The sequence below is a fragment of the Mesorhizobium sp. M0048 genome (assembly GCF_040323405.1).
Classification (GTDB): domain Bacteria; phylum Pseudomonadota; class Alphaproteobacteria; order Rhizobiales; family Rhizobiaceae; genus Mesorhizobium.
This window is the reverse complement of sequence record NZ_JAMYUV010000018.1, coordinates 51,792-75,205: the sequence shown is the minus strand read 5'-3', so window position 1 is coordinate 75,205 and position 23,414 is coordinate 51,792. Positions and strand designations below refer to the sequence as shown.

Annotated in this window: 22 protein-coding genes and 1 pseudogene; 16 read left to right on the top strand and 7 right to left on the bottom strand. The window is 61.8% G+C overall.

Features of this window, described 5'->3' with window-relative positions; all coding sequences use genetic code 11:
* Positions 1-43 precede the first annotated feature (43 nt).
* The 8 genes from NKJ84_RS17275 to NKJ84_RS17240 all read left to right on the top strand — a co-directional run bounded on the left by NKJ84_RS17275 (position 44) and on the right by NKJ84_RS17240 (position 6,959).
* Entirely contained in the window at positions 44-874 is an 831-nt protein-coding gene (locus NKJ84_RS17275; protein WP_352507448.1) for an aspartyl/asparaginyl beta-hydroxylase domain-containing protein, read from the top strand.
* Between the two features lie 31 nt (positions 875-905).
* Positions 906-1,292: a fluoride efflux transporter CrcB gene (crcB, locus tag NKJ84_RS17270; protein ID WP_352507447.1), complete on the top strand. Its 387-nt coding sequence runs from the start codon at positions 906-908 to the stop codon at positions 1,290-1,292.
* Positions 1,289-1,789, top strand: a complete 501-nt coding sequence (gene crcB / locus NKJ84_RS17265) for a fluoride efflux transporter CrcB (RefSeq protein WP_502904024.1) — start codon at positions 1,289-1,291, stop codon at positions 1,787-1,789. Before crcB (NKJ84_RS17270) ends, crcB (NKJ84_RS17265) begins: the two co-directional genes overlap by 4 nt.
* Positions 1,786-2,124 (top strand): DUF190 domain-containing protein, encoded by a 339-nt coding sequence (locus NKJ84_RS17260; RefSeq protein ID WP_254817158.1) that lies wholly within the window; start codon positions 1,786-1,788, stop codon positions 2,122-2,124. The genes crcB (NKJ84_RS17265) and NKJ84_RS17260 overlap by 4 nt, the downstream gene beginning before the upstream one ends.
* Before the next feature lie 62 nt (positions 2,125-2,186).
* The gene (locus NKJ84_RS17255; RefSeq protein WP_352507446.1) at positions 2,187-3,167 is read left to right on the top strand and encodes an RluA family pseudouridine synthase; all 981 of its coding nucleotides are present in this window, start codon (positions 2,187-2,189) and stop codon (positions 3,165-3,167) included.
* Positions 3,168-3,235: 68 nt separating this feature from the next.
* Positions 3,236-4,093: a DMT family transporter gene (locus NKJ84_RS17250; protein ID WP_502896093.1), complete on the top strand. Its 858-nt coding sequence runs from the start codon at positions 3,236-3,238 to the stop codon at positions 4,091-4,093.
* A gap of 2 nt (positions 4,094-4,095) precedes the next feature.
* Positions 4,096-4,887 carry an ATP12 family chaperone protein gene (locus NKJ84_RS17245; RefSeq protein WP_352507444.1) on the top strand — a complete coding sequence of 264 codons (792 nt, stop codon included), beginning with the start codon at positions 4,096-4,098 and terminating at the stop codon, positions 4,885-4,887.
* A gap of 185 nt (positions 4,888-5,072) precedes the next feature.
* Positions 5,073-6,959 (top strand): MFS transporter, encoded by a 1,887-nt coding sequence (locus NKJ84_RS17240; RefSeq protein WP_352507443.1) that lies wholly within the window; start codon positions 5,073-5,075, stop codon positions 6,957-6,959.
* A gap of 76 nt (positions 6,960-7,035) precedes the next feature.
* Here NKJ84_RS17240 and NKJ84_RS17235 read toward each other — a convergent pair whose 3' ends face one another.
* Positions 7,036-7,230 carry a DUF2735 domain-containing protein gene (locus tag NKJ84_RS17235; RefSeq protein WP_352507442.1) on the bottom strand — a complete coding sequence of 65 codons (195 nt, stop codon included), beginning with the start codon at positions 7,228-7,230 and terminating at the stop codon, positions 7,036-7,038.
* A 319-nt stretch (positions 7,231-7,549) separates the two neighbouring features.
* Here NKJ84_RS17235 and NKJ84_RS17230 point away from each other — a divergent pair, with 319 nt between their 5' ends.
* The gene (locus NKJ84_RS17230) at positions 7,550-8,590 is read left to right on the top strand and encodes a glutamine synthetase beta-grasp domain-containing protein (protein ID WP_352507441.1); all 1,041 of its coding nucleotides are present in this window, start codon (positions 7,550-7,552) and stop codon (positions 8,588-8,590) included.
* A 121-nt stretch (positions 8,591-8,711) separates the two neighbouring features.
* On the opposite strand, the gene glnA is transcribed toward NKJ84_RS17230, so the two are convergent.
* Together glnA and NKJ84_RS17220 are read right to left on the bottom strand one after the other, a co-directional pair.
* Complete coding sequence (glnA, locus tag NKJ84_RS17225; protein WP_254817166.1) at positions 8,712-10,121, bottom strand: type I glutamate--ammonia ligase; 1,410 nt, start codon at positions 10,119-10,121, stop codon at positions 8,712-8,714.
* A 53-nt stretch (positions 10,122-10,174) separates the two neighbouring features.
* The gene (locus tag NKJ84_RS17220) at positions 10,175-10,513 is read right to left on the bottom strand and encodes a P-II family nitrogen regulator (protein ID WP_019857988.1); all 339 of its coding nucleotides are present in this window, start codon (positions 10,511-10,513) and stop codon (positions 10,175-10,177) included.
* A 358-nt stretch (positions 10,514-10,871) separates the two neighbouring features.
* On the opposite strand from NKJ84_RS17220, the gene NKJ84_RS17215 reads away from it, so the two are divergent.
* Complete coding sequence (locus tag NKJ84_RS17215; RefSeq protein WP_352507440.1) at positions 10,872-12,395, top strand: NAD(P)H-hydrate dehydratase; 1,524 nt, start codon at positions 10,872-10,874, stop codon at positions 12,393-12,395.
* Positions 12,392-14,395: a hypothetical protein gene (locus NKJ84_RS17210; RefSeq protein ID WP_352507439.1), complete on the top strand. Its 2,004-nt coding sequence runs from the start codon at positions 12,392-12,394 to the stop codon at positions 14,393-14,395. Before NKJ84_RS17215 ends, NKJ84_RS17210 begins: the two co-directional genes overlap by 4 nt.
* A 44-nt stretch (positions 14,396-14,439) precedes the next feature.
* Here NKJ84_RS17210 and NKJ84_RS17205 read toward each other — a convergent pair whose 3' ends face one another.
* Both NKJ84_RS17205 and NKJ84_RS17200 read right to left on the bottom strand, forming a co-directional pair.
* Positions 14,440-15,510 carry a M48 family metallopeptidase gene (locus NKJ84_RS17205; RefSeq protein ID WP_352507438.1) on the bottom strand — a complete coding sequence of 357 codons (1,071 nt, stop codon included), beginning with the start codon at positions 15,508-15,510 and terminating at the stop codon, positions 14,440-14,442.
* 7 nt (positions 15,511-15,517) lie between these two features.
* Positions 15,518-17,050: an acyl-CoA carboxylase subunit beta gene (locus NKJ84_RS17200; RefSeq protein ID WP_352507437.1), complete on the bottom strand. Its 1,533-nt coding sequence runs from the start codon at positions 17,048-17,050 to the stop codon at positions 15,518-15,520.
* 387 nt (positions 17,051-17,437) lie between these two features.
* On the opposite strand from NKJ84_RS17200, the gene NKJ84_RS17195 reads away from it, so the two are divergent.
* Positions 17,438-18,856 (top strand): DEAD/DEAH box helicase, encoded by a 1,419-nt coding sequence (locus tag NKJ84_RS17195; protein ID WP_352507435.1) that lies wholly within the window; start codon positions 17,438-17,440, stop codon positions 18,854-18,856.
* A 102-nt stretch (positions 18,857-18,958) separates the two neighbouring features.
* On the opposite strand, the pseudogene NKJ84_RS17190 reads toward NKJ84_RS17195, so the two are convergent.
* Positions 18,959-19,110: pseudogene (locus NKJ84_RS17190) on the bottom strand (alpha/beta hydrolase); the annotation flags it as partial.
* Between the two features lie 28 nt (positions 19,111-19,138).
* A complete protein-coding gene (locus NKJ84_RS17185) occupies positions 19,139-19,960 on the bottom strand; it encodes an SDR family oxidoreductase (protein ID WP_352507434.1) in 822 nt (273 codons plus the stop codon).
* A gap of 215 nt (positions 19,961-20,175) precedes the next feature.
* On the opposite strand from NKJ84_RS17185, the gene NKJ84_RS17180 reads away from it, so the two are divergent.
* From NKJ84_RS17180 to NKJ84_RS17165, 4 genes are read left to right on the top strand one after another with little or no spacing between them, the layout of a single operon-like run.
* Positions 20,176-21,210, top strand: coding sequence for a cysteine synthase A (locus NKJ84_RS17180; protein ID WP_352507433.1), 1,035 nt, complete (start codon positions 20,176-20,178; stop codon positions 21,208-21,210).
* Entirely contained in the window at positions 21,210-21,953 is a 744-nt protein-coding gene (locus NKJ84_RS17175; protein WP_352507432.1) for an alanyl-tRNA editing protein, read from the top strand. Before NKJ84_RS17180 ends, NKJ84_RS17175 begins: the two co-directional genes overlap by 1 nt.
* Positions 21,954-21,988: 35 nt before the next feature.
* Positions 21,989-22,840 carry a 3-mercaptopyruvate sulfurtransferase gene (gene sseA / locus NKJ84_RS17170; RefSeq protein ID WP_352507431.1) on the top strand — a complete coding sequence of 284 codons (852 nt, stop codon included), beginning with the start codon at positions 21,989-21,991 and terminating at the stop codon, positions 22,838-22,840.
* A gap of 5 nt (positions 22,841-22,845) precedes the next feature.
* A complete protein-coding gene (locus NKJ84_RS17165; RefSeq protein ID WP_352448953.1) occupies positions 22,846-23,409 on the top strand; it encodes a GNAT family N-acetyltransferase in 564 nt (187 codons plus the stop codon).
* Positions 23,410-23,414 lie beyond the last annotated feature (5 nt).

Below are 23,414 nucleotides of genomic sequence, written 5' to 3'. Positions count from 1 at the left end.
ACCGACGATATTCAGAACGGAATCGCGCCTGGCGCGTGGAAAAATGACGAAAAAATCTCGCAAGACCCTTCGGAAGTTCGCCATAGCGATCCCGCTGCTGGCGCTCGGCTTTTATTTCATTCCCATCCTGATGACAATTTTCATTGTCCTCGGTCTGATCGACGTGTTGCGCAACGACAACAAGAACTGGGCCCTGTTCAGTGGTTATTTCCTCGGCAACGGCATCTTCACCTGGCTGCTTTCGCCCTTCAATCTGCTGGTCGATCTGCTGTGCTACAGAAACCGGGGTGTCTGGAAACTGGACCAGTTTCCTCCGGACTATCAACGCGAGGTCAACGAGGTCCTGGACGTATTCAAGGAGCGCAAGGACGAGATCATCGCCGATATCGACGCCAATTTCGGCAGCGGCCGGCGCGGCATGTATGTCTATCAGTGGTATGGCAAGCACAAAATAGACAACGTTGCCGAATTCAACAAGGATTTCAAATATATCAAGACGATTGCCGTTTCTGTTTTCAGCGGCAGGGAATCGACTTCCTGGCACTTTGGCCCGCTCCGGCTCAGCCTGCGCATTCTCTACAACCTCATCCCGGTGAAATCGGAAGTGTTTGTCGAGTGCGGCAACGCCAAGAACTACTGGCACGAGAACCCGCTGTTCATCTTCGATGACACACTGCTGCATCGCTCGGTCAACCAGTATGACGGGCGCCGCTACTGTGTGTTCATGGACATCATTCGCCCGTCGCCGTTTCCCGGTCTGATCTCGACACTCCTGGCCATCGTTTCGGTCAGCGTCGAGCGCATCAATGCCATGTTCTACAAGAACTGGAAGATGATCGCCTCCAGCAAGCCGAAGAAGGCCGGAGCCGCCTGACACCGTGGTGTGACCGGCGTGAGGAAGCACGATGTATCATCTTTTGCTTGTCTGCCTTGGTGGCGCGATCGGCGCAATGGCCCGCTTCTTCTTGTCCGGCTTCGTCGCCCGCCGGGTTGGCGAGACCTTTCCCTGGGGCACGATGGTGGTCAACGTCTCGGGAGCGTTTGCAATCGGTGTCGTTGCGCATGCGGTGACGCGCGACGGCATGCCCGCCATCTGGGCCTTTGCCGTCACCGGCGGCCTCGGTTGCTACACTACGGTCTCTTCCTTCAGCCTGCAGACGCTGGCACTGGCGCGCGAGGGCGAATGGCTGCGCGCCGGCGGAAATGTGCTGCTTTCGGTTTTCCTGAGCCTCGGCGGCGTGACGCTGGGCTTTGCCGCGGGAAGTCTTCTGATTGGCAGCGGGGCGCCGTGAGCGGCCCGCGGAAGCTCCGCCACAACGGGACGGACACTGCCGCGGCCGGGCATGGCGGACGCCTCATTGGTTGGCGCAGAACCTCCGAAGCGGTTCGGCTCTATGCGACCGTGGCCGCAGGCAGCATGATCGGCGGTGTGCTGCGGGCGCTTGCCTCATCGACGAGCACTGCCCTGTGGGGCGCTGGATTTCCCTTCGGCACACTCCTCGTCAACATTGTCGGCTCATTCCTCATCGGCTTCTACACGACATTGACGGGACCGGATGGTCGTGTCTTCGCCGGTCCGCTGCAGCGCCAGTTCTTCATGGCCGGCTTCTGTGGCGGCCTGACGACCTTCTCGGCCTTCAGCCTTGAAACGCTCACCCTCGCGCAAGGCGGGAGGTTTCTGGCGGCTGGACTCAATATCGCGATCTCCGTGGTGGCCTGGCTTGCCGCCGTCTGGCTCGGCCACATCTTTGCAGTTCGCCTCAACCGGCTGAGAGGGTCCAGGCAATGAAGATACCAACACAGGCACAATTGCTGCGCATATTTATCGGCGAAAACGACAAGGCAGATGGCCGTCCGCTGTATGAGGTTATCGTGCTGAGGGCCCGCGAAATGCAGATCGCCGGCGCGACAGTCCTGCGCGGCGCGATGGGGTTCGGCCATTCCAGCCGGCTTCACACCACGAAGATCCTCCGCCTATCGGAGGATCTGCCCCTCGTCATCGAGATCGTCGATGACGAGGAAAAATTGGCCGCTTTCCTGCCCGTTCTTGAAACAATCATGACAAGTGGTTTGATTACGCTGGAGAAAGTTCAGGTTCTGCAATATGGAACCGACAACGAATAACCGAGTGAGATTGCGGGTGCCGGCGAATGCCGTTGCATGCCTGCAAAACGGCGATTGGAATCATGGCAGGCGTTGAACAGATCACAGTGGACGCCGGTGAGGCGGGCATGCGGCTCGACCGCTGGTTCAAGAGCCATTTCCCCGGTCTCGGTTTTGGTCATCTGCAGAAGCTGCTGCGTTCCGGCCAGATCCGCGTCGACGGCGGCAGGGTGAAGGCCGATACCCGCGTCGAAGCCGGCCAAACGGTGCGTGTGCCGCCGCTCGAAGTCGACAAGAAAGGCGAAAGCCCGCTGACCGGCCATTCGATACGCAACCAGGGCGACGCCGATGTCCTGGCCAAGATGCTGATCCATGAGGACCCGAAGGTCTTCGTCTTCAACAAGCCGGCCGGCCTGGCGGTGCAAGGCGGCTCCGGGGTCACCCGCAATGTCGACGACATGCTGGAAGCCTGGCGCAACCAGAAGGGCGAGAAGCCACGTCTGGTGCACCGGCTCGACCGCGACACGTCGGGTGTTCTGGTTGTCGCCCGTACAAGGCTCGCCGCCATGAAGCTCGCCGAAGCGTTCCGGGCGCGTGAGACGAAGAAAACCTACTGGGCGCTGGTCAAGGGTGTGCCGCCGAAGCGCGAGGACAAGATCTCGACCTGGTTGATCAAGGAACCGACGCCCGACGGCGATCGCGTGCGCATCGCCAAGCATGGCGAAAAGGGCGCCGACCACGCCGTGTCCTACTACCGTGTCATCGAGCAGGCTGCACAGACGATGACCTGGCTGGAGATGGAGCCGTATACCGGCCGCACCCACCAGCTTCGTGTCCATGCCGCGCATATCGGCTGCCCGATCATCGGTGACCCCAAATATTTCGAGGCCGACACCAATTGGGATTTTCCCGGCGGCATGCAGAACCGTCTGCATCTGCACGCCCGCCGCATCGTCATCCCGCATCCCGATAAGGGGTTTGTCGACGTCACCGCGCCGATGCCGCCGCACATGCGCCAGAGCTGGAACCTGATCGGCTTCGACGACGCCAGTGCGGAGGACTAGGGCCGGTGGGCGTCGCCACAGATACGCTCGACCGCCGTGACGCGGTCGATCTGGCGGCCTCCGCCATCATGGTTGGGCTGACTTTTTCCTGGGGGCTGAACTACGTCGCCGCCAAGATCTCCTATGCCGGCTACGATGCCGTTTTCCTGTCGATCGCCCGCTCGGTGATCGGCGGCCTGTGTGTTTTCGGCTGGTGCCGCTGGCGCGGCATCGCGCTGTTCACGCCCGACAAGACCCTCGTCGCCGGCATTCTGGCAGGCGCGCTTTTCGGTCTCGAGTTCCTGTTTCTGTATGTCGGGCTCGAACACACCACCGTCGTGCGCAACACCTTGCTGGTCAACACCATGCCGTTCTGGATGCTGGTCGGCGGCCATTTCCTGCTGGGTGAAAGCATCACGGCACGCAAGCTCGTTGGTCTTCTGCTCGCTTTCGCCGGACTGGTCGCGGTGTTTTCCGACAAACTGAGCGCCAATGGCGGCGCAACATTGAGCGGCGATTTGCTCAGTCTCGGCGCCGGCATTCTGTGGGCCGTGACCAATATCGTCATCAAGCGGTCGAAGCTGGTGACGGCCAGCGCCGAAAAGCTGCTGCTCTATCAGCTGGCCGGGGCCGCCGTCGTCGGGATTTTGGTGATGCCTTTTGCCGGCCCGCCAGTCCGCAGCTTTGCCGTTCTGCCGACCTTGGCTCTGTTGTTCCAGGCCGTCTACGTCGTCGCCTTCACCTATGTTCTGTGGTTCTGGCTGCTCCGGCGCTACCCTGCATCTGGACTGTCGAGCTTCACCTTCCTGTCGCCGGTGTTCGGTGTGCTCTGCGGCGCCGTCTTCTTGAACGAGCCGTTGACCGTTCGTATCTTCCTGGCACTCGGCCTCATCGCCGCCGGTCTTATCATCGTCAACCGGCCGGCCCGAAAACAAGCCCCCGGATGAGCATGCGCGACATATTGAACGACCTCGAAGCGGGAAAGCAGCTCTCCGATCCGGACCCGGTGCGTCGCGCCCAGATCCAGATGAAGACGCAACTGCCGAAGCGCTTCTACAAGACGGTCGCGGTAGCACCGGTCGAAGACGGTTTTGCGGTCCATCTCGATGGCAAGCCCGTCCGCACGCCGGCCAAGGCGCTGCTGGCGCTGCCGACCGAAAAGGCGGCTGCTCTCGTCGCCGAGGAATTCGCCGCACAGGAGGAGACCATCGACCCGGTGACGATGCCGGTGATGCGTCTGGTCAATACGGCAATCGATGGCGTCGCCTGTGATCCCCAGGCGGTGCTGGAGGACGTCCTGCGCTTCGCCTCATCCGATCTGCTCTGCTACCGCGCCGATGCGCCCCAAGGACTAGTCGACCGGCAGAACGAGCATTGGGACCCGGTCATCGACTGGGTGCGCAGCGCACTCGGCGCCCGGTTCCATCTCGCCGAAGGCGTGATCCATGTCGAACAGCCGCGCGAGAGTATCGCGCTGCTCGGCCAGCATCTTGCCCAACGTGCCGATCCGCTGCGCCTTGCCGCCATCCACGTCATGACCTCGCTGACCGGATCGGCGCTGCTGGCGCTCGCCGTAGACTTCGGCGAGCTCGACGGCGAGGCGGCCTGGGCTGCCGGTCATGTCGACGAGGACTGGCAGGCTGAGCAATGGGGCCATGATGCAGAGGCGCTCGCGCGCCGCGCTGCCCGCAAGCGCGACATGATGGCCGCAGTCAAGCTGCTCGAAGCTCTCAAAGGCTGACGGCACCGCCCGCTATTTCGCACTGCACATTAGACCAAAGTCATAATCCCAAAGGCGGTCTGCCTCTGGGCACTGCTTTCTGTCATTTTTTGCACCGGTGGCTGCACTGAGTCTGCGTTGCGAGGAAACGCGGACGATGACGCGCAGCATCGAGGGCTGACGGAATCACACGGGAGGATACGCTCATGGCAATGGCATCGACCGCCGGCAAAACAAGCCGCGGCATGACACGCGAGGAGAAGAAGGTCATCTTCGCTTCTTCGCTCGGCACCGTTTTCGAATGGTACGATTTTTATCTCTACGGCTCGCTGGCCGCCTTCATCGGCGCCACCTTCTTCTCGTCGGCGCCGGAAGCGACACGCAACATCTTCGCCCTGCTCGCCTTCGCGGCCGGTTTCCTGGTGCGCCCGTTTGGCGCCCTGCTGTTCGGCCGCATCGGTGATCTCGTCGGCCGTAAATATACCTTCCTCGTCACCATGACGATCATGGGCCTGTCGACCTTCCTGGTCGGCCTTCTGCCCGGATATGCGAGCTGGGGCATCGCCGCGCCGGTGATCCTGATCATCCTGCGCATGCTGCAGGGCCTGGCGCTCGGCGGCGAATATGGTGGCGCCGCGACCTATGTCGCCGAACATGCGCCCGACGACCGCCGCGGCTACTACACGTCATGGATCCAGACGACGGCGACGCTCGGCCTGTTCCTGTCGCTGATCGTCATCCTGATCGTGCAGGCCTCGATGAGCAAGGAAACTTATGCCGCCTGGGGTTGGCGCGTTCCTTTCCTGGTCTCCTTCCTGCTGCTCGGCATCTCGCTCTGGATCCGGCTGTCGCTCTCCGAATCGCCGACCTTCCAGCGCATGAAGGACGAAGGCAAAGGCTCCAAGGCACCATTGACGGAAGCCTTCGGCCAGTGGAAGAACGCAAAAATCGCGCTGCTGGCGCTACTCGGCCTTACCGCCGGTCAGGCCGTGGTCTGGTACAACGGCCAGTTCTATGCGCTGTTCTTCCTGCAGAACGTGCTCAAGGTCGAGGCGCAATCGGTCAACATCATGATCGCCATTGCGCTGGCGATCGGCTCGATCTTCTTCGTCGTGTTCGGCTGGCTTTCCGACAAGATCGGCCGCAAGCCGATCATCATGGCCGGCCTTGCACTGGCAATCGTCTGCACCTTCCCATTGTTCAGGGCGCTGACCTGGGCAGCCAATCCGGCGCTCGCCACCGCGCAGCAGAACACACGCGCGACGGTGACCGCGGCACCGGGGGACTGCAAGTTCCAGTTCAATCCGGTGGGCACTGCAAAGTTCACGACCTCGTGCGATATCGCCACCTCGTTCCTGACCAAGAACTCGGTGCCGTACGACGTGGTATCGACTGCGGCGCCCGGTACAGCCGCGTCGGTCAAAATCGGCAACGAGACGGTTGAGTCTTATGACGCCACTGCCGCCGGCGATCAGGCCAAGGCCAAGGATGCCGCTTTCGCCAAGGCGGTCTACACGGCACTTCGGGATGGCGGCTACCCGCTGAAGCGGGCAGCCGCCAAGGTGCCGGACCAGAAGCTCGAGGCCTTCATTGCGGCCAATCCTGAGCTGAAGCTCGATGCCGCGGCAATCCGCGCCGGCGACAAGGCCACCGTTCCGACTGACCAGGCGATCAAGGACAAGCTGCTGACTGCCGACGAGGCTGCGGGAGCCCCCGAGGTCGCCGTCTATACCGTGCCGGGCGGCGGTCCCTTCGCCATGTTTGCCGACCCTGCAGCGGTCAACTGGCCGATGACGATCGCCATCCTGCTCATCCTCGTGATCTTCGTCACGATGGTCTACGGGCCGATCGCCGCGATCCTGGTCGAGATGTTCCCGACCCGCATCCGCTACACCGGCATGTCGCTGCCCTATCACATCGGCAATGGCTGGTTCGGCGGGCTGCTGCCGGCCACGGTGTTCGCGCTTAGCGCCTACAAGGGCGATATCTACTATGGTCTCTGGTACCCGGTGGTGATCGCGGCGATGTCGCTGATCATAGGCATGATCTTTATCAGGGATACGCTCGGAACGGACCTGCACACCAAACAGTAGCCGGCCCGTCCCGGTTCAAAGCAAAGCCCGGCGCGAGCGATCGCGCCGGGCTTTTTCAATTTATCGAGTGCAGGGCTTAGCTCTTCCGATCCTGTTTCGCTTCCTCGATCGCTGCCTCATGATACCAGGCACTTCCGAAATCCGTTCGGTTGCGCAAAGAAGCAAGTTCTGCCGCGAACTTAGCCTTTCCGCTTAAATTTGAGGCAGAGGCGCGCGCTGCCACCGGGAACATCAGGATTTTGGCCGACTGACGAGTGGAAATGATTTCCATTGTCGGTTTCCTTTCTTCGACAGAACCTTGCCGATTCAACCTTTGCCCAACATAGGTTCAGCAATCGAATTAGGCAACATGATTACGAAAAGATCAGTACTTGCATATTATTTGTGCAAAATGTGCTTGTGGATGATCCGAGCGCAGCATGACGGCGGACCAGCGATTTTGGGTGGATACAACCCCACTTTTGCCGCATCCGTCGCCGGCGAGAATGGCACACGAATTGCATTTTACTAGTCCGGCAGGTCGGCTGCTGGATAGGCCGGCTCGCCCCGGCGCCATCCAGGGTTCGGTGATCAAGCAACGAGAGGCTAGAATGACGAAATACAAGCTCGAGTACATTTGGCTCGATGGATACACCCCGGTTCCCAACCTCCGCGGAAAAACGCAGGTCAAGGACTACGCCGAGTTTCCGACGCTCGACCAGCTTCCGCTGTGGGGCTTCGACGGTTCTTCGACCATGCAGGCCGAGGGCCACAGCTCCGACTGCGTTTTGAAGCCGGTCGCCATTTATCCGGATCCCGCCCGCACCAACGGCGCGCTCGTCATGTGCGAAGTCATGATGCCGGACGGCGTAACGCCGCACGCGTCCAACAAACGCGCCACCATTCTCGACGACGAGGGCGCCTGGTTCGGCTTCGAGCAGGAATATTTCTTCTATAAGGACGGCCGTCCGCTCGGCTTCCCCGAGAGTGGCTATCCGGCGCCGCAAGGCCCGTACTACACTGGCGTCGGCTACAGCAATGTCGGCTCCGTCGCCAGGCAGATCGTCGAGGAGCATCTCGACCTTTGCCTTGCCGCCGGCATCAATCATGAAGGCATCAACGCCGAGGTGGCCAAAGGCCAGTGGGAATTCCAGATCTTTGGCAAGGGCTCCAAGAAGGCCGCCGACCAGATGTGGATGGCGCGCTATTTGTTGCAGCGCCTGACCGAGAAGTACGGCATCGACATCGAATACCACTGCAAGCCGCTCGGCGACACCGATTGGAACGGCTCCGGCATGCATGCCAACTTCTCGACCGCCTATATGCGCGAAGTCGGCGGCAAGGGCTATTTCGAGGCGCTGATGGCAGCCTTCGACAAAAACCTGATGGACCACATCGCCGTCTATGGGCCGGACAACGACAAGCGTTTGACCGGCAAGCACGAGACCGCGCCCTGGAACAGGTTCAGCTACGGCATCGCCGACCGCGGCGCTTCGATCCGCGTGCCGCATTCCTTTATCAACAACGGCTACAAGGGCTATCTCGAGGATCGCCGTCCGAACTCGCAGGGCGACCCCTACCAGATCGCTTCGCAGATATTGAAGACGATCGCCTCCGTCCCGACCAGCGCCGAGGTTTCGGCGGCGGCTTGAGAATGCGTTCACGGCGCGGACCTCGGGTGTCTGCGCCGTGACTTTCTTTCCCATCCCATTGCATCAAAAAACCCCGGCGTGTCTCCGCCGGGGTTTTTCTACGTGACTATGAGGTTCGGGGTCACACCGAATAATACATATCGTATTCGACCGGATGCGGCGTCATTTCGAAGCGCATCACCTCGGCCATCTTGAGCTCGATATAACTGTCGATCTGGTCGTCGTCGAAGACGCCGCCGGCCTTCAGGAAGCCGCGGTCCTTGTCGAGGCTCTGCAGGGCTTCGCGCAGCGACCCGCAGACGGTCGGGATCTTCTTCAATTCCTTCGGCGGCAGGTCGTAGAGATCCTTGTCCATCGGCTGTCCCGGGTGGATCTTGTTCTTGATGCCGTCGAGGCCGGCCATCAGCATGGCGGCAAAGGCGAGATAGGGGTTGGCACCAGGATCGGGGAAGCGGACCTCGACGCGCTTGGATTTCGGCGACGAGCCGAACGGAATGCGGCACGAGGCCGAGCGGTTGCGTGCCGAATAGGCGAGCAGCACCGGCGCTTCATAGCCCGGCACCAGGCGCTTGTAGGAATTGGTCAGCGGGTTGGTGAAGGCGTTGATCGCCTTCGCATGCTTGATGATGCCACCGATGTAGAACAGGCAGCTCTCGGACAGGCCGGCATATTCGTTGCCGGCGAAAGTCGGCTTGCCTTCCTTCCAGATTGACTGGTGGACATGCATGCCCGAGCCATTGTCGCCGAACACCGGCTTCGGCATGAAAGTGGCCGTCTTCCCATAGGCGTTGGCGACCTGGTGCACGACATATTTGTAGATCAGCATCTTGTCTGCGTTGCGGACCAGCGTGTCGAACTTGATGCCGAGCTCGTGCTGCGCGGCGGCCACTTCGTGATGGTGCTTTTCAACGCGCACGCCCATTTCCGCGAGCACGGTGAGCATTTCCGAACGCATGTCTTGTGCCGAATCGATCGGCGGCACCGGGAAATAGCCGCCCTTGATGCGCGGCCGGTGACCGAGATTGCCGGTCTCATAGTCGGTGTCGTCATTGGACGGCAGTTCAGTGGAATCCAGCCTGAAGCCGGTGTTGTAGGGATCGGCCTTGTACTTGACGTCGTCGAACACGAAGAACTCGGCTTCAGGACCGACGAAGATCTGGTCGCCGATGCCTTCCGCCTTCATGTAGGCCTCGGCCTTCTTGGCGGTGCCGCGGGGGTCGCGGTTGTAGGATTCTCCCGAGATCGGATCGAGAATGTCGCACAGGATGACCATGGTCGACTGGGCGAAGAACGGGTCCATATGCACCGTATCTGCATCGGGCATCAGCACCATGTCGGACTCGTTGATCGCCTTCCAGCCGGCGATCGAGGAACCGTCGAACATGACGCCATCGGCAAACATGTCTTCCTCGACCTCGACGACATCCATCGTTACGTGCTGCAGTTTGCCCTTCGGATCGGTGAAGCGCAGATCAACGAACTTCACGTCGTTGTCTTTGATCTGCTTCATGATGTCTTTGGCTGTCGTCATGTCCCTGCTTCCCTATGTGATGACGTTTGAACGTGGCCTTTTAACGGGAAAATTCAGACGGCGTCCATGCCGGTTTCGCCGGTGCGGATGCGCACCACTTCCTCGATGTTCGAGACGAAGATCTTGCCGTCGCCGATACGGCCGGTCTGGGCCGCCTTGCGGATAGCTTCGATCGCGGCTTCGACCGCATCGTCGCCGAGCACGACCTCGATTTTCACCTTTGGCAGGAAGTCGACGACATATTCGGCGCCGCGATAAAGCTCGGTGTGGCCCTTCTGGCGGCCAAAGCCCTTGGCTTCGGTCACGGTGATGCCTTGCAGCCCGGCCTCCTGAAGCGCTTCTTTCACTTCGTCTAGCTTGAACGGCTTGATGATCGCTTCGATCTTTTTCATGTAAAAAGTGGCCTCCACTGCCAAAAAAGACGGGTTGTGAGCCCCGCTTGCGCCTCAATCAGGCACGAACTGTGCCAATTGATGGGGTGCCGGGTGGGCTCACATGATTTGGATACCATGCTACGCGGGAATGTACATTCGCGTCATTCCCTGCGTCGGATGCGCCATGAGCGCCACGAGCCTAAACACCGCCGGTCCCGTCGTCCGCACAAAAAATGGGCAGATCGGATATTTCATGGGCAGCTGTGGACCTGCGACTCGTCGCTCCGGGCATTGCCGGTGTGTTTCATAACCTTCGTAGTTTGCGTCGGATCAAAAACTGGACAATGCTTCGGCAGATGATGTGCATGTCGCCCGCATGAGCCACGAACTTCTTTCTCCGTCCGAAATGGCCGAGGCCGACCGGCTGGCGATTGCCGCTGGTCCATTCGACGGCATCGGCCTGATGCGCAATGCCGGCGCTGCGGTTGCTGCCGTGGTGCTCAAGCGCTACCCGAACGCAACGCGCGTCCACGTGCTTTGCGGCCCCGGCAACAATGGCGGCGACGGCTATGTCGTGGCGCGCCTCCTTCGGGAGAGCGCCGTCGATGTCTCTGTGTGGGCGTCCGGATCGCCCAAAGGTGATGCGGCACTCGCTGCCTCGGAATGCCCGGTTGAAGCTCGGCCGCTGTCGGATTTCGTTGCCGAGATGGGCTCGGTCGTGGTTGACGCGGTCTATGGGGCGGGGCTGTCCAAGCCGCTGTCCGGCGACGCCGCCAAGGTGATCGACATTGCGGCGGAATTGAACTTGCCGGTTGTCGCGGTCGACCTGCCGTCGGGCGTTTCAGGCGAGAGCGGCAATGTGTTAGGAAAGGCCTTCCGGGCCCGGACCACGGTGACCTTCGCGCGAAAAAAGCCAGGCCATCTTTTGTTGCCGGGGCGCGAACTGTGCGGCGAAATTGTGCTCGCTGATATCGGCATAAGCGACAGTGTTGTTGCGCAGCTCGAACCACGAACATTCGAGAACATTCCGGCGCTCTGGCTTGGCCGCTTTCCGGTTCCGGCCGTCGACGCCCATAAGTATAAACGCGGCCATGTCGGCGTCTTTTCCGGCGGGCCGTCGGCGACGGGTGCTGCGCGGCTGTCAGCGCTTGCCGCGGCCAGGAGCGGGGCAGGGGCCGTCACCTTGCTGTCGCCGGCGAACGCCATCCGTGTGAACGCGGCGCATCTGACCTCGATCATGCTGCGCAAGCTAGACACTGTCGCGGATGTGGACGAATTCGTCGGCAGCCGCCGGCCATCGGCCTTCGTGCTCGGCCCAGGATTTGGCATTGGTGAGAAGACGCGCGAATTCGCCCTAGCCGTGCTGAATGGCGCTCGTGGGCAAGACGGTGGGATCGACGGACTGGTGCTCGACGCCGACGGCGTCACCTCGTTTCGCGACGCGACGGATGCCCTGTTCGAAGCCGCCAGCCGGCCGAGCGCGCCGGCTCTGGTGATGACGCCGCATGACGGCGAATTCGTCAGGCTTTTTTCAGATATCGCCGAGGACAAGGACCTGTCCAAACTGGCCAAGGCACGCGCCGCAGCCGAACGGGCCAACGCCACTCTCGTCTACAAGGGTGCCGACACTGTGATTGCGGCCCCCGATGGCCGGGCAGCGATCAACGACAATGGCGCGCCTTGGCTGGCCACCGCCGGTTCGGGCGACGTGCTGTCGGGTATCATCGCCGCGCTGCTGGCGCAGGGCATGCCGGCCTTTGAAGCGGCCTGTGCGGCAGTCTGGATCCATGCCGAGGCCGGCAGCCGTTTCGGACCGGGGCTGATCGCCGAGGACCTGCCGCTGGCGCTGGTGCCGGTCCTGCGCGAGCTCGTTGAAAGCCGCGGGAAGGCTGCCGAATGAACCGCCTGATTGCGCTGCTCGTTGCGATCATTAGTGCCATATCCATGGCACAGGCCGCGAACGCCGGAACTCCGCTGACCATCGTCGACGACCCGGCCGTTCTCGCCCAGCTTGACAGCAAGGGCTTTGGCCTCGCCGGCATTTTCGGCGTCGATGGCAAGGGCGATTTGAAGACGCTTTACGACAAGGCGCCGGCCTATCACGCGATCGTCGAAACGATTGCAAGCGACGTCGCGGCATTGCGGGCCGAGATGAAGGCCGGCGGCCGGCCGCTCTACGAGGTGACCGACGGCAATGTCGGCCGCATCATGGACATGCGCTGGCTGAAGACCGAGGCGGCGCGCTTCCGGCTGGTCGGTATCGTCAACAGGCTCGACCGGCGCGATTTCACCGCGCTGAAAGGTGACGGAAGTTGCGGCGAGGTGCGCCTCATCTATCGCCTCGCTTACAGTTTCCGCAAAAACGGCAAGGTTCTGGCCTCGCGTCTGCCATTCAACTTCAACGCCGTCTACAGCGTGGCGCCCGATGTCGACGGCGGTTGTGTCGGCGTCGCGGGACGCTGGGCACCACAACTCGACGAGAGCGTCGATGCCGGCTGGCTGACCGGTGGGCCGCTGGAAAGGACGGCGCTCATCTTCAAGCAGCTCGAGCTCAATGCGCAAGTGGTGCGCTTCCCCTCCGGCCAGGAGACCGAATTCGGCGGGCAGGCTGCCTATCTCATGCGAATTTTCGGCATCGACGGAGCGGCTGCCAACGAAAAGCCGCTGGAAAACACGCCCGACACGGCACGTCTCGCCGAAGACGCTGCGCTGAAAGCAAGACTTGCCGACTATGTCCGCACCAATGTCGCGACGGTCGATCTCGGCGTCTACGAGATTCCCGAGGAATTCCTGGCAAGGAAGGTCATCTCCTGGTCGACCTTCGGCAGTGCGAGGCAGGCCAACCACCTGTTCACGCCACTATTCCAGTCCGCGGATTTCGCTGGTGTCGATTTCTCTGCGCTGAAGCTGGTGCGCACGCCGGAGGCACTGGTCGAGCGGCTGGACAACGGCGCCTGCCAGGGCTGCCATCAGGCGGGTTCGACCGCCGGCTTCCATTTCATCGGACTTGACGACAAGACGACCTCGCCGCTCAACCGCATCGAGGTCGGCATCTCGCCGCATCTCCACGCCGACATCCCGCGCCGCGTCGCTTGGCTGCACGCGACTGCCGACGGCAAGGAACCGAACCGCTTCCGCCCGCTGTACTTCGCGCCGCCGGCGACATGGAACGATGCCGGCGAAATTGCCTATTCGCCGGCCGAAATGGCGATGCCGTGCCTGATGCCACAGGATGCGGCCCGCTTCGGCGCGACATGGCAATGCGGTGGCGGCACCGTCTGCACGCCGTTGACCACCGCGTCCGGCGTGCGCACCAAGCTGGCGCAATGCCTGTTGCCCAAGGACAGCGAAGACATGTTTTCCGGCCACCCCTGTTTAACGGGATCCATCGCCAGTAACCCGGCACAGCCCTTCAATGACAGCTATACCATAACCGGCCAGTTCGCGGCGTTTGCGCCGGCCATTTCGCGTACCGCCTACACTTGCCGACCGCCGAAGATCGGAGTGCCGGCCGGCATCGCCTATCGCGGCTGCGACGACCGGGATCGCAGCTTTGCCGCCTTCAAAACGGGCAAGCCGATGCCGAACGAGATTTGCGGGCTGGTTGGCGGCAAGAAATTCGACACCTGCGTGGCGACCAATAATTTCGATCAGTGCCTGGGCGGCGCCGTCAATCGCGGCAACAGGCCGGCCTGCTCGGCCGACCATTTCTGCCGCGAGGATTACATGTGCCAGTCGCTGCCGCCCGATACACCCGGTATCGCCAAAGTGAAGGGCATCGGCTTCTGCTCGCCGACCTATTTTATCTTCCAGATGCGCATCGACAATCACGCCACGCCGTGGTCGGGCGCTGTCCGCGCGACGATGGGAGCCGGGTTCGGAGCAGCGGAAGCGGAATAGGCCGACGACTCTGACATTGGCCGCAGTAGCTCCAGGGCGGACAGCTATCGATCGAGGTCGTCGGCGATGTTCGATGTCCATTCACCGTCGAAATGCCGGACGCGTTCGGCGACCACCTCATCGCTCAGCAGGCTCAACAAGGCGGAAACCAGAACTGGTTCTATCTCTGGAGCCGAGCTAAATCCAAGAGCATTCAAACGTTCGGACCAGGGCGGATGATCCGCGCTTTCGTTATCTGGCGCGTCCCAGGCCTTTTGCGCATATTCTTGCAGGATGGGAAGCCTCGACAGGTGACTGGCGGCCGCCAGAACTCTTTCGAGTGGTGGACGAGGCGGTACCATGGTGCCAAGCAGTTCACGTTTAAGCGGAATATACACTTGGTCATCGAAGAACGCACTGGCGGCACCGACCAGCAGCAGGGCGCGGGCCGCTTCATATGCATCGCCGGACATCGCTGCATGACGATCCGCGTCAATTTCCGCCCGCCGCGACAACCGTATTTCTTCGCGCTCCAGCGTGCGCGACAGCGGGCCAAGAATCCAGTAGAACAGGCTGCCCGAAACTGTTTTTCCCGGTGGGGCGAAGTCGAAGATTAGATCGAAGCTCTTTTCGAGTTCGGCCAGGTTGAGCCCGCCATTTGTATCTTTATTTTTCAGATGGGCGTCCTCATGGGCCAAGATCGCCGCAAACCCCTTTTGGTCGGTCACTCCGAGCAGCGGCAGGCCCACGGTGAGAATTGCCCTGCGACCAAGCAGGCCCAGAAACGGCCGCTCTTCACCGATGCTGGCGTTGAGATCGGGGCTCAGCACGATGGTAGTCCGGCTGGCGCGGTGTTTGCCGGCAATACTCTCCCAGATGGCCCATAATTTCGGGGCTGATTCCCGAGTAATCCCGTCCACCTTGCTGGGTCGAAAACCGGCGAACAATGTCCCGATCAACAGAACCATGCCCAGCATAGCAGCTGGGATCGCAACAACGCCAGTCGCGATGACGGCGAGCGGATGCCGGTCGAGAAACAAGAACCATAAGACTATTGGGCAGAACAGCGGCAGAGCGAAAAGCAGGACGGCAAACCTGCCGAAGCGCGCTCCCATGTAGAAGACCAGGCGCGACATCAACCCCTCACAGCGGAATGTTGTCGTGCTTCTTCCAGGGGTTTTGCATATCCTTGTTGCGCAGCATCCTGAGCGCGCGGGCGATGCGGCGGCGGGTTGAATGCGGCATGATCACCTCGTCGACATAGCCACGCTCGGCGGCAACGAAGGGCGACAGGAAGCGATCTTCGTAAGCCTTTGTGTGTGCTGCAATTTTCTCCGCGTCGCCGATGTCCTTGCGATAGATGATCTCGACCGCGCCCCTGGCCCCCATCACCGCAATCTGCGCCGTTGGCCAGGCATAGTTCATGTCACCGCGCAAATGCTTTGACGCCATGACGTCATAGGCGCCGCCATAGGCCTTTCTGGTGATGACGGTGATCTTTGGCACGGTCGCTTCGGCATAGGCGAACAGAAGCTTGGCGCCGTGCTTGATCAACCCGCCATATTCCTGCGCGGTGCCGGGCTGGAAGCCCGGCACGTCGACGAAGGTGACGATCGGGATCGAGAAGCAGTCGCAGAAGCGCACGAAACGAGCCGCCTTGCGGCTGGCATCCGAATCGAGCACGCCGGCCAGCACCATCGGCTGGTTGGCGACGAAGCCGACGGTGCGGCCCTCGACACGGCCGAAGCCGGTGACGATGTTCTTCGCAAAATTCTGCTGGATCTCGAAGAAGTCACCCTCGTCGGCAACTGTAAGGATCAACTCTTTGATATCATAGGGTTTGTTGGCATTGTCGGGGATCAGCCTGTCGAGCGACAGATCGTGATCGGTGACCGACTGGTAGCATTCGATCTCGGGAATTTCCGCCGTGTTGGAGGCGGGCAGCAGATCGACCAGCCGGCGCATCTGCAGAAGCGCCTCGACGTCATTGTCGTAGGCCCCATCGGCGATCGAGGACTTCGTCGTGTGGACGGAGGCGCCGCCGAGGCTCTCTGCGGTCACCGTCTCGTTGGTGACGGTCTTCACCACATCCGGCCCGGTGACGAACATGTAGGAGGTATCGCGGACCATGAAGATGAAGTCGGTCATCGCCGGCGAATAGACGTCGCCTCCAGCACAAGGGCCCATGATCAGCGAAATCTGCGGGATGACGCCGGAGGCCAGAACATTGCGCTGGAAGATCTCGGCATAGCCGCCGAGGGCTGCCACGCCTTCCTGGATGCGGGCGCCGCCGGCGTCGTAGAGGCCGATGATCGGCGCGCGGTTGCGCAGCGCCATCTCCTGCACCTTGACCACCTTTTCGGCATGAGCCTCGGACAGCGAGCCGCCGAACACGGTGAAATCCTTGGCGAAAAGATAGACCGGGCGACCGTTGACGGTGCCCCAGCCGGTAACGACGCCGTCGCCGGCGATCTTGGTTTTCTCCATGCCGAAGTCGGTCGAGCGGTGCTCGACATACATGTCGAACTCCTCGAACGAGCCTTCGTCGAGGAAGACGTCGATGCGCTCACGGGCGGTGAGCTTGCCCTTCTTGTGCTGGGCGTCGATGCGGGCCTGGCCGCCGCCCATGCGGGCGATCTCGCGGCGGCGCTCGAGTTCCTTCAGCACGTCCTTCATGACCGGTCCCCGAAACGGAAAGCTGGATTGTGGTAATCATGCCCGCGAGAGAGCGCAAGCGCCGCTTCCTCATGGCTTTTGCTGCGCTGCAGCATCAGGCCCCTTGCATTCCGAAGCGAACTGGGCCATATGCGGCGGTATAGGCGCTTGGGCCGGGACACTCCGGCCTTCTCGACGAATGAGACTGGTTGCGTCTGTTTTCCCTCTTCCCGACATATCGGCAAGGTGGCGAAAAAGCCCCGTGGCATGAAGCCTGCGGGCACGACAGCGCAGCCGTGTGGACGATGACGTCCGCCCGCCTTGTCGTTTCATGACAATTTTCGACGGCAGGTTGCGCCCTGCCGCCATCGATGTTTGCGGCCAGGAGCCGCATGAAAGAAGAATATTTTGACCAATGAAGACACTTTGATCGGTAAGGACACTGGGGAACTGAACGGTTTCGCCGCACTTGGAATTACCGGCGCACTGCTCAAGGCCACCAATGCCGCCGGTTTTACCGATCCGAAGCCGATCCAGGCCCAGGCGATCCCGCCGCAGCTCGAAGGCCGCGACATTTTCGGCATCGCCCAGACCGGCTCGGGCAAGACGGCGGCGTTCGCGCTGCCGATCCTGTCGAAGATCATCGCACTTGGCACCAAGCGCCGGCCGAAGACGGCCCGCGCGCTGATCCTGGCGCCGACACGCGAACTCGCGGTGCAGATCGAGGAGATGATCAAGCTGCTCGCCAAGGGCGCGCATGTATCGACCGCGCTCGTGCTGGGCGGCGTCTCGCGCTTCAGCCAGGTGAAGAAGGTTGCGCCCGGCGTCGACATCCTGATCGCAACGCCCGGTCGGCTAACCGACCTTGTGCGTGAAGGCGACCTGATGCTTGCCGACACCAAATGGCTGGTGCTCGACGAAGGCGACCGCATGCTCGACATGGGCTTCATCAACGACGTCAAGCGCATCGCCAAGGCGACGGCGCCGGACCGTCAGACGGTGCTGTTCTCGGCGACCATGCCGGCCGAGATCGCCGAACTGGCGAAAGGCCTGCTGAAGAACCCGATCCGCGTCGAAGTCGCTCCTCACAGCACCGCGGCCGCCGAGATCGTGCAGGGTGTCGTCTTTGCCCGCACCAAGCAGAAGCGCCAGGTGCTGGCCAACATGCTTGCCGATGAGGCGATGAAGTCCGTCATCATCTTCTCGCGCACCAAGCATGGCGCCGACAGGGTAAGCAAGGATCTCGAGCGCGACGGCTTCAAGGCCGCCGTCATCCACGGCAACAAGTCGCAGAACGCCCGCCAGAAGGCACTCAACGATTTCCGTGAGGGTTCGGTGCGCATTCTCGTGGCGACCGACATTGCGGCACGCGGCATTGACGTGCCCGGCATCAGCCATGTGGTGAATTTCGACCTGCCGGACGAGGCGGAGAGCTATGTCCACCGCATCGGCCGCACCGGCCGCAACGGCATGGACGGCATCGCCATCACACTCTGCGACCCGTCTGAAAACAGCAAGCTGCGTCAGGTCGAGCGCATCATCCGCACCAAGCTGCCGATCGTTGCCGACCATCTCGGCAGCCCCGATCCGCAGCGCAATCCCGCCGAGAAGCACGAGCGCAGCTTCGAACCGGCCAATGATCGCAACGACCACAATGGCCGTCGCGACGGCAGGCGGCCCGGCGGCGCAAACAACGGCTTCGGCAAGAAGCGGTTCGGCGACAAGCCGGCCTTTGCGGGCGAGCGCAAGCCGGAAGGCGCCAAGCCCTTCAAGGGCAATAACAAGCGCCGCTTCGGCGGCAAGCGGCCAGCAGCGCGGGCCGCATAATCTGACCGTGTTGCGGTGGGCCAAGCCTGGCTTGGTCACACACGATTGAAGAGGGCGACCGGAGCGATGCTTCGGTCGCCCTCTTGCTTGGGGGCCTTTGGTTCACTTTACCACCGCCTCGATCCCACGACGATCCGCTGCGCGAGGAAAGCCCTGGTCGATGGCGACAGCGCGTCGCCGGCAATGACGTGGTTGTCCGGGTCGCCGGTATCGTCGACCCGCACCAATTCATGTCCGGCGCCCCAGCGACCCGCAAACACGATCGCTCGCCCATCACCGATCCTACTCGACTGGCGGCTTGCGGTCGAAATTCAGCGGCCGCGCATTCCAGCGGGTGACCGTGCAGATCACCCATCGGCAGAACGGCCTCGGCAGCATCCTGAGCAGCTTCAGCGTCCAACTCAGGCGGCGTGGGAACGTGACTTCGAAGCCGCCGTATTCGATGCCTTGCGCGATGCGGCGCGAGGCCAGATTGACCGGCATCAGGCCCGGCATCGGCAGGAGGTTCTTTTCGGTCAGCCGCGTGTCGACAAAGCCCGGATTAATCACCTGGATGCGGACGTTCATCTTGTCGAAATCGTATTTCAGCGACTCGGCCAGGATATTGACTGCCGCCTTGGTGCCGCCATAGGCGGCGGTGGTGGGCCAGCCGAAATAGGCGGTAACCGAACCGATCAGCACGACATGGCCGCGCGAGCGCACGCGCATGCGTTCGATGACCGGCAGCAGGCCATTGATGATGCCAAAATAATTGACTTCGAAACACCGACGGAAATTGCGCGCCACAAGATCCTCGCCTGGCGTTGCGATATAGCTTCCAGCGTTGAACACTGCCAACACGATCGGACCGAGATCTTTCTCGATCGCTGCAACCGTCTTTGCCATGCGTTTTTCGTCGGTCACGTCGCAGGGAAAGGCTGCGACACGGCCCGCCATCTGCGCCGTTTCGACGATGAGCGTATCGATCGGATGGTCATCTGGCGCAGTCACCGCGACGACATAGCCCCGAGCGGCAAGATCCTTGGCCAGCGAACGGCCGATACCGCTGCTGCCGCCCGTAATCCAGGCGACGCCATGCTTCGGATTGGCCCGATAGAGTGTCATGTTGCGCCCCGCCGGCTCTTCTTAGCCTGTGCTCTACCGGTGAAGAAATCGAATGAAAAGAGTGCTTTTCGGTACATGGTTGAAATGAATACCGATCGGGCGCTCCTGGCTGCAGGAATTGCAGCGTGCGAAATGCGACTGGACCAGGCAAATTCTTGCCTTGAAACCGAAGCTTCGGGTTTCTAGGGTTTCGCCGCACCCACAAAGGAATCTCCATGCCCCGTTCTGTGATCGACGTGATCGGCAACACGCCCCTGATCCGCCTCAACAAGGCCTCGGAAGCAACCGGCTGCGAGATCCTGGGCAAGGCCGAATTCATGAATCCCGGGCAGTCGGTAAAGGACCGCGCCGGCCTGTTCATCATCCGCGATGCCGAACAGCGCGGGCTGCTGCGGCCCGGCGGCGTCATCGTCGAGGGGACGGCCGGAAATACCGGCATCGGATTGACACTGGTTGCCAAGGCGCTCGGCTACCGCACGGTGATCGTCATTCCCGACACCCAGAGCCAGGAGAAGAAGGATACCATCAAACTGCTCGGCGCAGAGCTGATCGAAGTGCCCGCCGTGCCTTACAAGAACCCGAACAACTACGTGAAGCTGTCGGGCCGGCTGGCCGAGCAGATGGCCAAGAGCGAGCCGAACGGCGCGATCTGGGCCAACCAGTTCGACAATGTCGCCAACCGTGACGGCCATATCCGCACCACGGCCGAAGAAATCTGGAACCAGATCGACGGCAAGGTGGATGGTTTCGTGTCGGCGGTCGGTTCCGGCGGCACTCTGGCAGGCGTCGGTTTCGGGCTGAAGGCCAAAAACAACCAGGTCAAGATCGCGCTGGCCGATCCGCTGGGGGCAGCGCTCTATTCCTTCTACACCAGCGGCGAGCTGAAATCCGAGGGCAGCTCGATCACCGAAGGCATCGGGCAGGGGCGGATCACCGCCAACCTCCAAGGCTTTACACCCGATTTTGCCTTCCAGATCCCCGACGAGGACGCGCTGCCGATCGTATTCGACCTGATCCAGGAGGAGGGGCTTTGCGTTGGCGGTTCGACGGGCATCAACATTGCCGGCGCCATTCGCCTGGCGCGCGAGCTAGGCCCCGGCCACACCATCGTGACCATGCTTTGCGACTACGGCACGCGCTACCAGTCGAAGCTGTTCAATCCTGAATTCCTGCGCGAAAAGAAGCTGCCGGTGCCGGGGTGGATGGAGCAACAGAGCACGATTTCGGTACCGTTCGAAAGGGTTGCGTGATGGCGCACAAGACCGAAGCGCTGTTTCGTGACGACGCCTATCTGGGGACGGCCGACGCCACCGTCGTGGCAGTCAATGATCGCGGCGGCATCATTCTGGACCGGACGGTGTTTTACGCCACATCGGGCGGGCAGCCGGGCGACACCGGCAGCCTCGAACGCGCCGACGGCACCGGCATAGCGATTGCCGCTACGATCACCGGCGAAACCAAGGACGAGATCATCCATGTGCCGGCGCCGGAGCAGGCAGTTCCAAAGGTGGGCGAGCGCATGAGGCTCGCCATCGACTGGCCGCGGCGGCAGTTGCTGATGCGCATGCATTCTGCCTGCCACCTGCTTACCGTCGTCTGTCCGTTCCCGATCACCGGCGCCGCGGTTTCCGAGGACGACAGCCGTATCGATTTCGACATCCCGGATGCCGGCTTTACCAAGGAAGACGTGACGGCCAGACTGATGGAGCTGGTGCGAGCCGACCACCCGATCTTCACCCGGCTCATTTCCGACGAGGAACTGGCATTCAATCCGGGCCTGGTGAAATCCAAGAATGTGCGGCCCCCGGCCGGCACGGGAAGGATCCGATTGGTCTGCATCGGCGAGAACGCTTCGATCGACAGCCAGCCTTGCGGCGGCACCCATGTAAAGAGCACCAGCGAAATCGGCGAGATCCATATCGGCAAGATCGAGAAGAAGGGCCGCGAGAACCGGCGCTTCCGCATTCGCTTTGGTCCTATGCCGCCAGCCTGATATAGGACTGCGACGGGCGGGACAGGAGAGAAAAGATGGCCGACGACAGTCCTTTCACCATCGATGCCGATTGGTTACAGAAGCGGCTCGGCGAACCCGGCCTGACGATTGTCGACGCGTCCTGGTATCTGCCGGCGCAAAAGCGTGACGCGCGCGCCGAGTACGACGTAGCGCATATTCCAGGCGCCCGCTTCCTCGACCAGGATGCGGTTTCGGACCCCGACGCGGCTCTGCCGCACACGCTGCCGTCGCCGCAGCATTTCGCGCAATATGTCGGCGCGATGGGTATTTCGGCCGATGACACGATTGTTGTCTATGACGGGCCAGGGTTCTTTTCTGCACCGCGCGCCTGGTGGTTGTTTCGCGTCATGGGCGTGTTCCAGGTCTATATACTCGACGGCGGGTTCGATCGTTGGAAAGCCGCCGGACGGCCGGTGACGGCGGAGCCGACGAAGATCGCGCCTTGCGTGTTTTATGCCAACTTCGATGCCGCCCGCGTCGCCAGCCTTGCCGACATGCGCCGGATCGTCGAGACGGGGAAGAACCAGATCGCCGACGCGCGCTCGCCTGGCCGTTTTGCCGGCACCGAGCCGGAGCCGCGCGCCGGCATCCGCTCCGGCCATATGCCGGGCGCGCACAACGTGCCGTTTTCGGCGCTTTCGGAAAACGGCGAATTGTTGCCGACGGACAGGCTGCGCAAAGTGATCGAAGGAGCCGGCATCGACCTGTCGAAGCCGGTCGTCACCTCCTGCGGGTCGGGCGTCACCGCGGCAGCCATCACGCTGGCTTTGGAGACGCTTGGCCATGCCGACAACAGGCTTTATGATGGTTCATGGACCGAATGGGGCGGGCTTTCCGACACGCCCGTCGTGACGGGCAAGGACTGACGGGGATGGAAGACGGATCGCTGGAAGACATCGACGTCACCGTGACGTTTCTCGAAATGCATGTGCCGCCTGCCTATTCGCCGCCGCTGCCGTACAACCGCCAGATCGCGCTGCTCAAGACCAAAGACATTCCGCTGCATTTCTACCGCTATTTGATGGATCGGGTGGGCCGCAAATGGCACTGGGTCAATGTGTTGAGGCTGAGCGACGAGGAGCTTGCGGCGGGCATCCACCGCGAGGACCGCGACATCAGGGTGCTTTATCTGGATGGTGCGCCGGCGGGCTTCTTCGACCTCAAGCCGCATTTGCCGGAGGAAGTGGAACTCGCTTATTTCGGAATGATGGAGCACGCGACCGGGCAAGGCATCGGCCGCTGGTTCCTCGGTGCGGCAATCGCCGCAGCCTGGTCGCACGGGCCAAAGCGGGTGACGGTGCAGACCTGCACCCTCGATCACCCAGCAGCACTGCCGCTCTATCAAAAACTCGGCTTTACACCAGTGGCGCAAAAAAAGGAGGTCGTACATCCGATGTCTTTTGCCGAGCGCGCGGCCAGCGTCATGCGCCCCTGATTTTC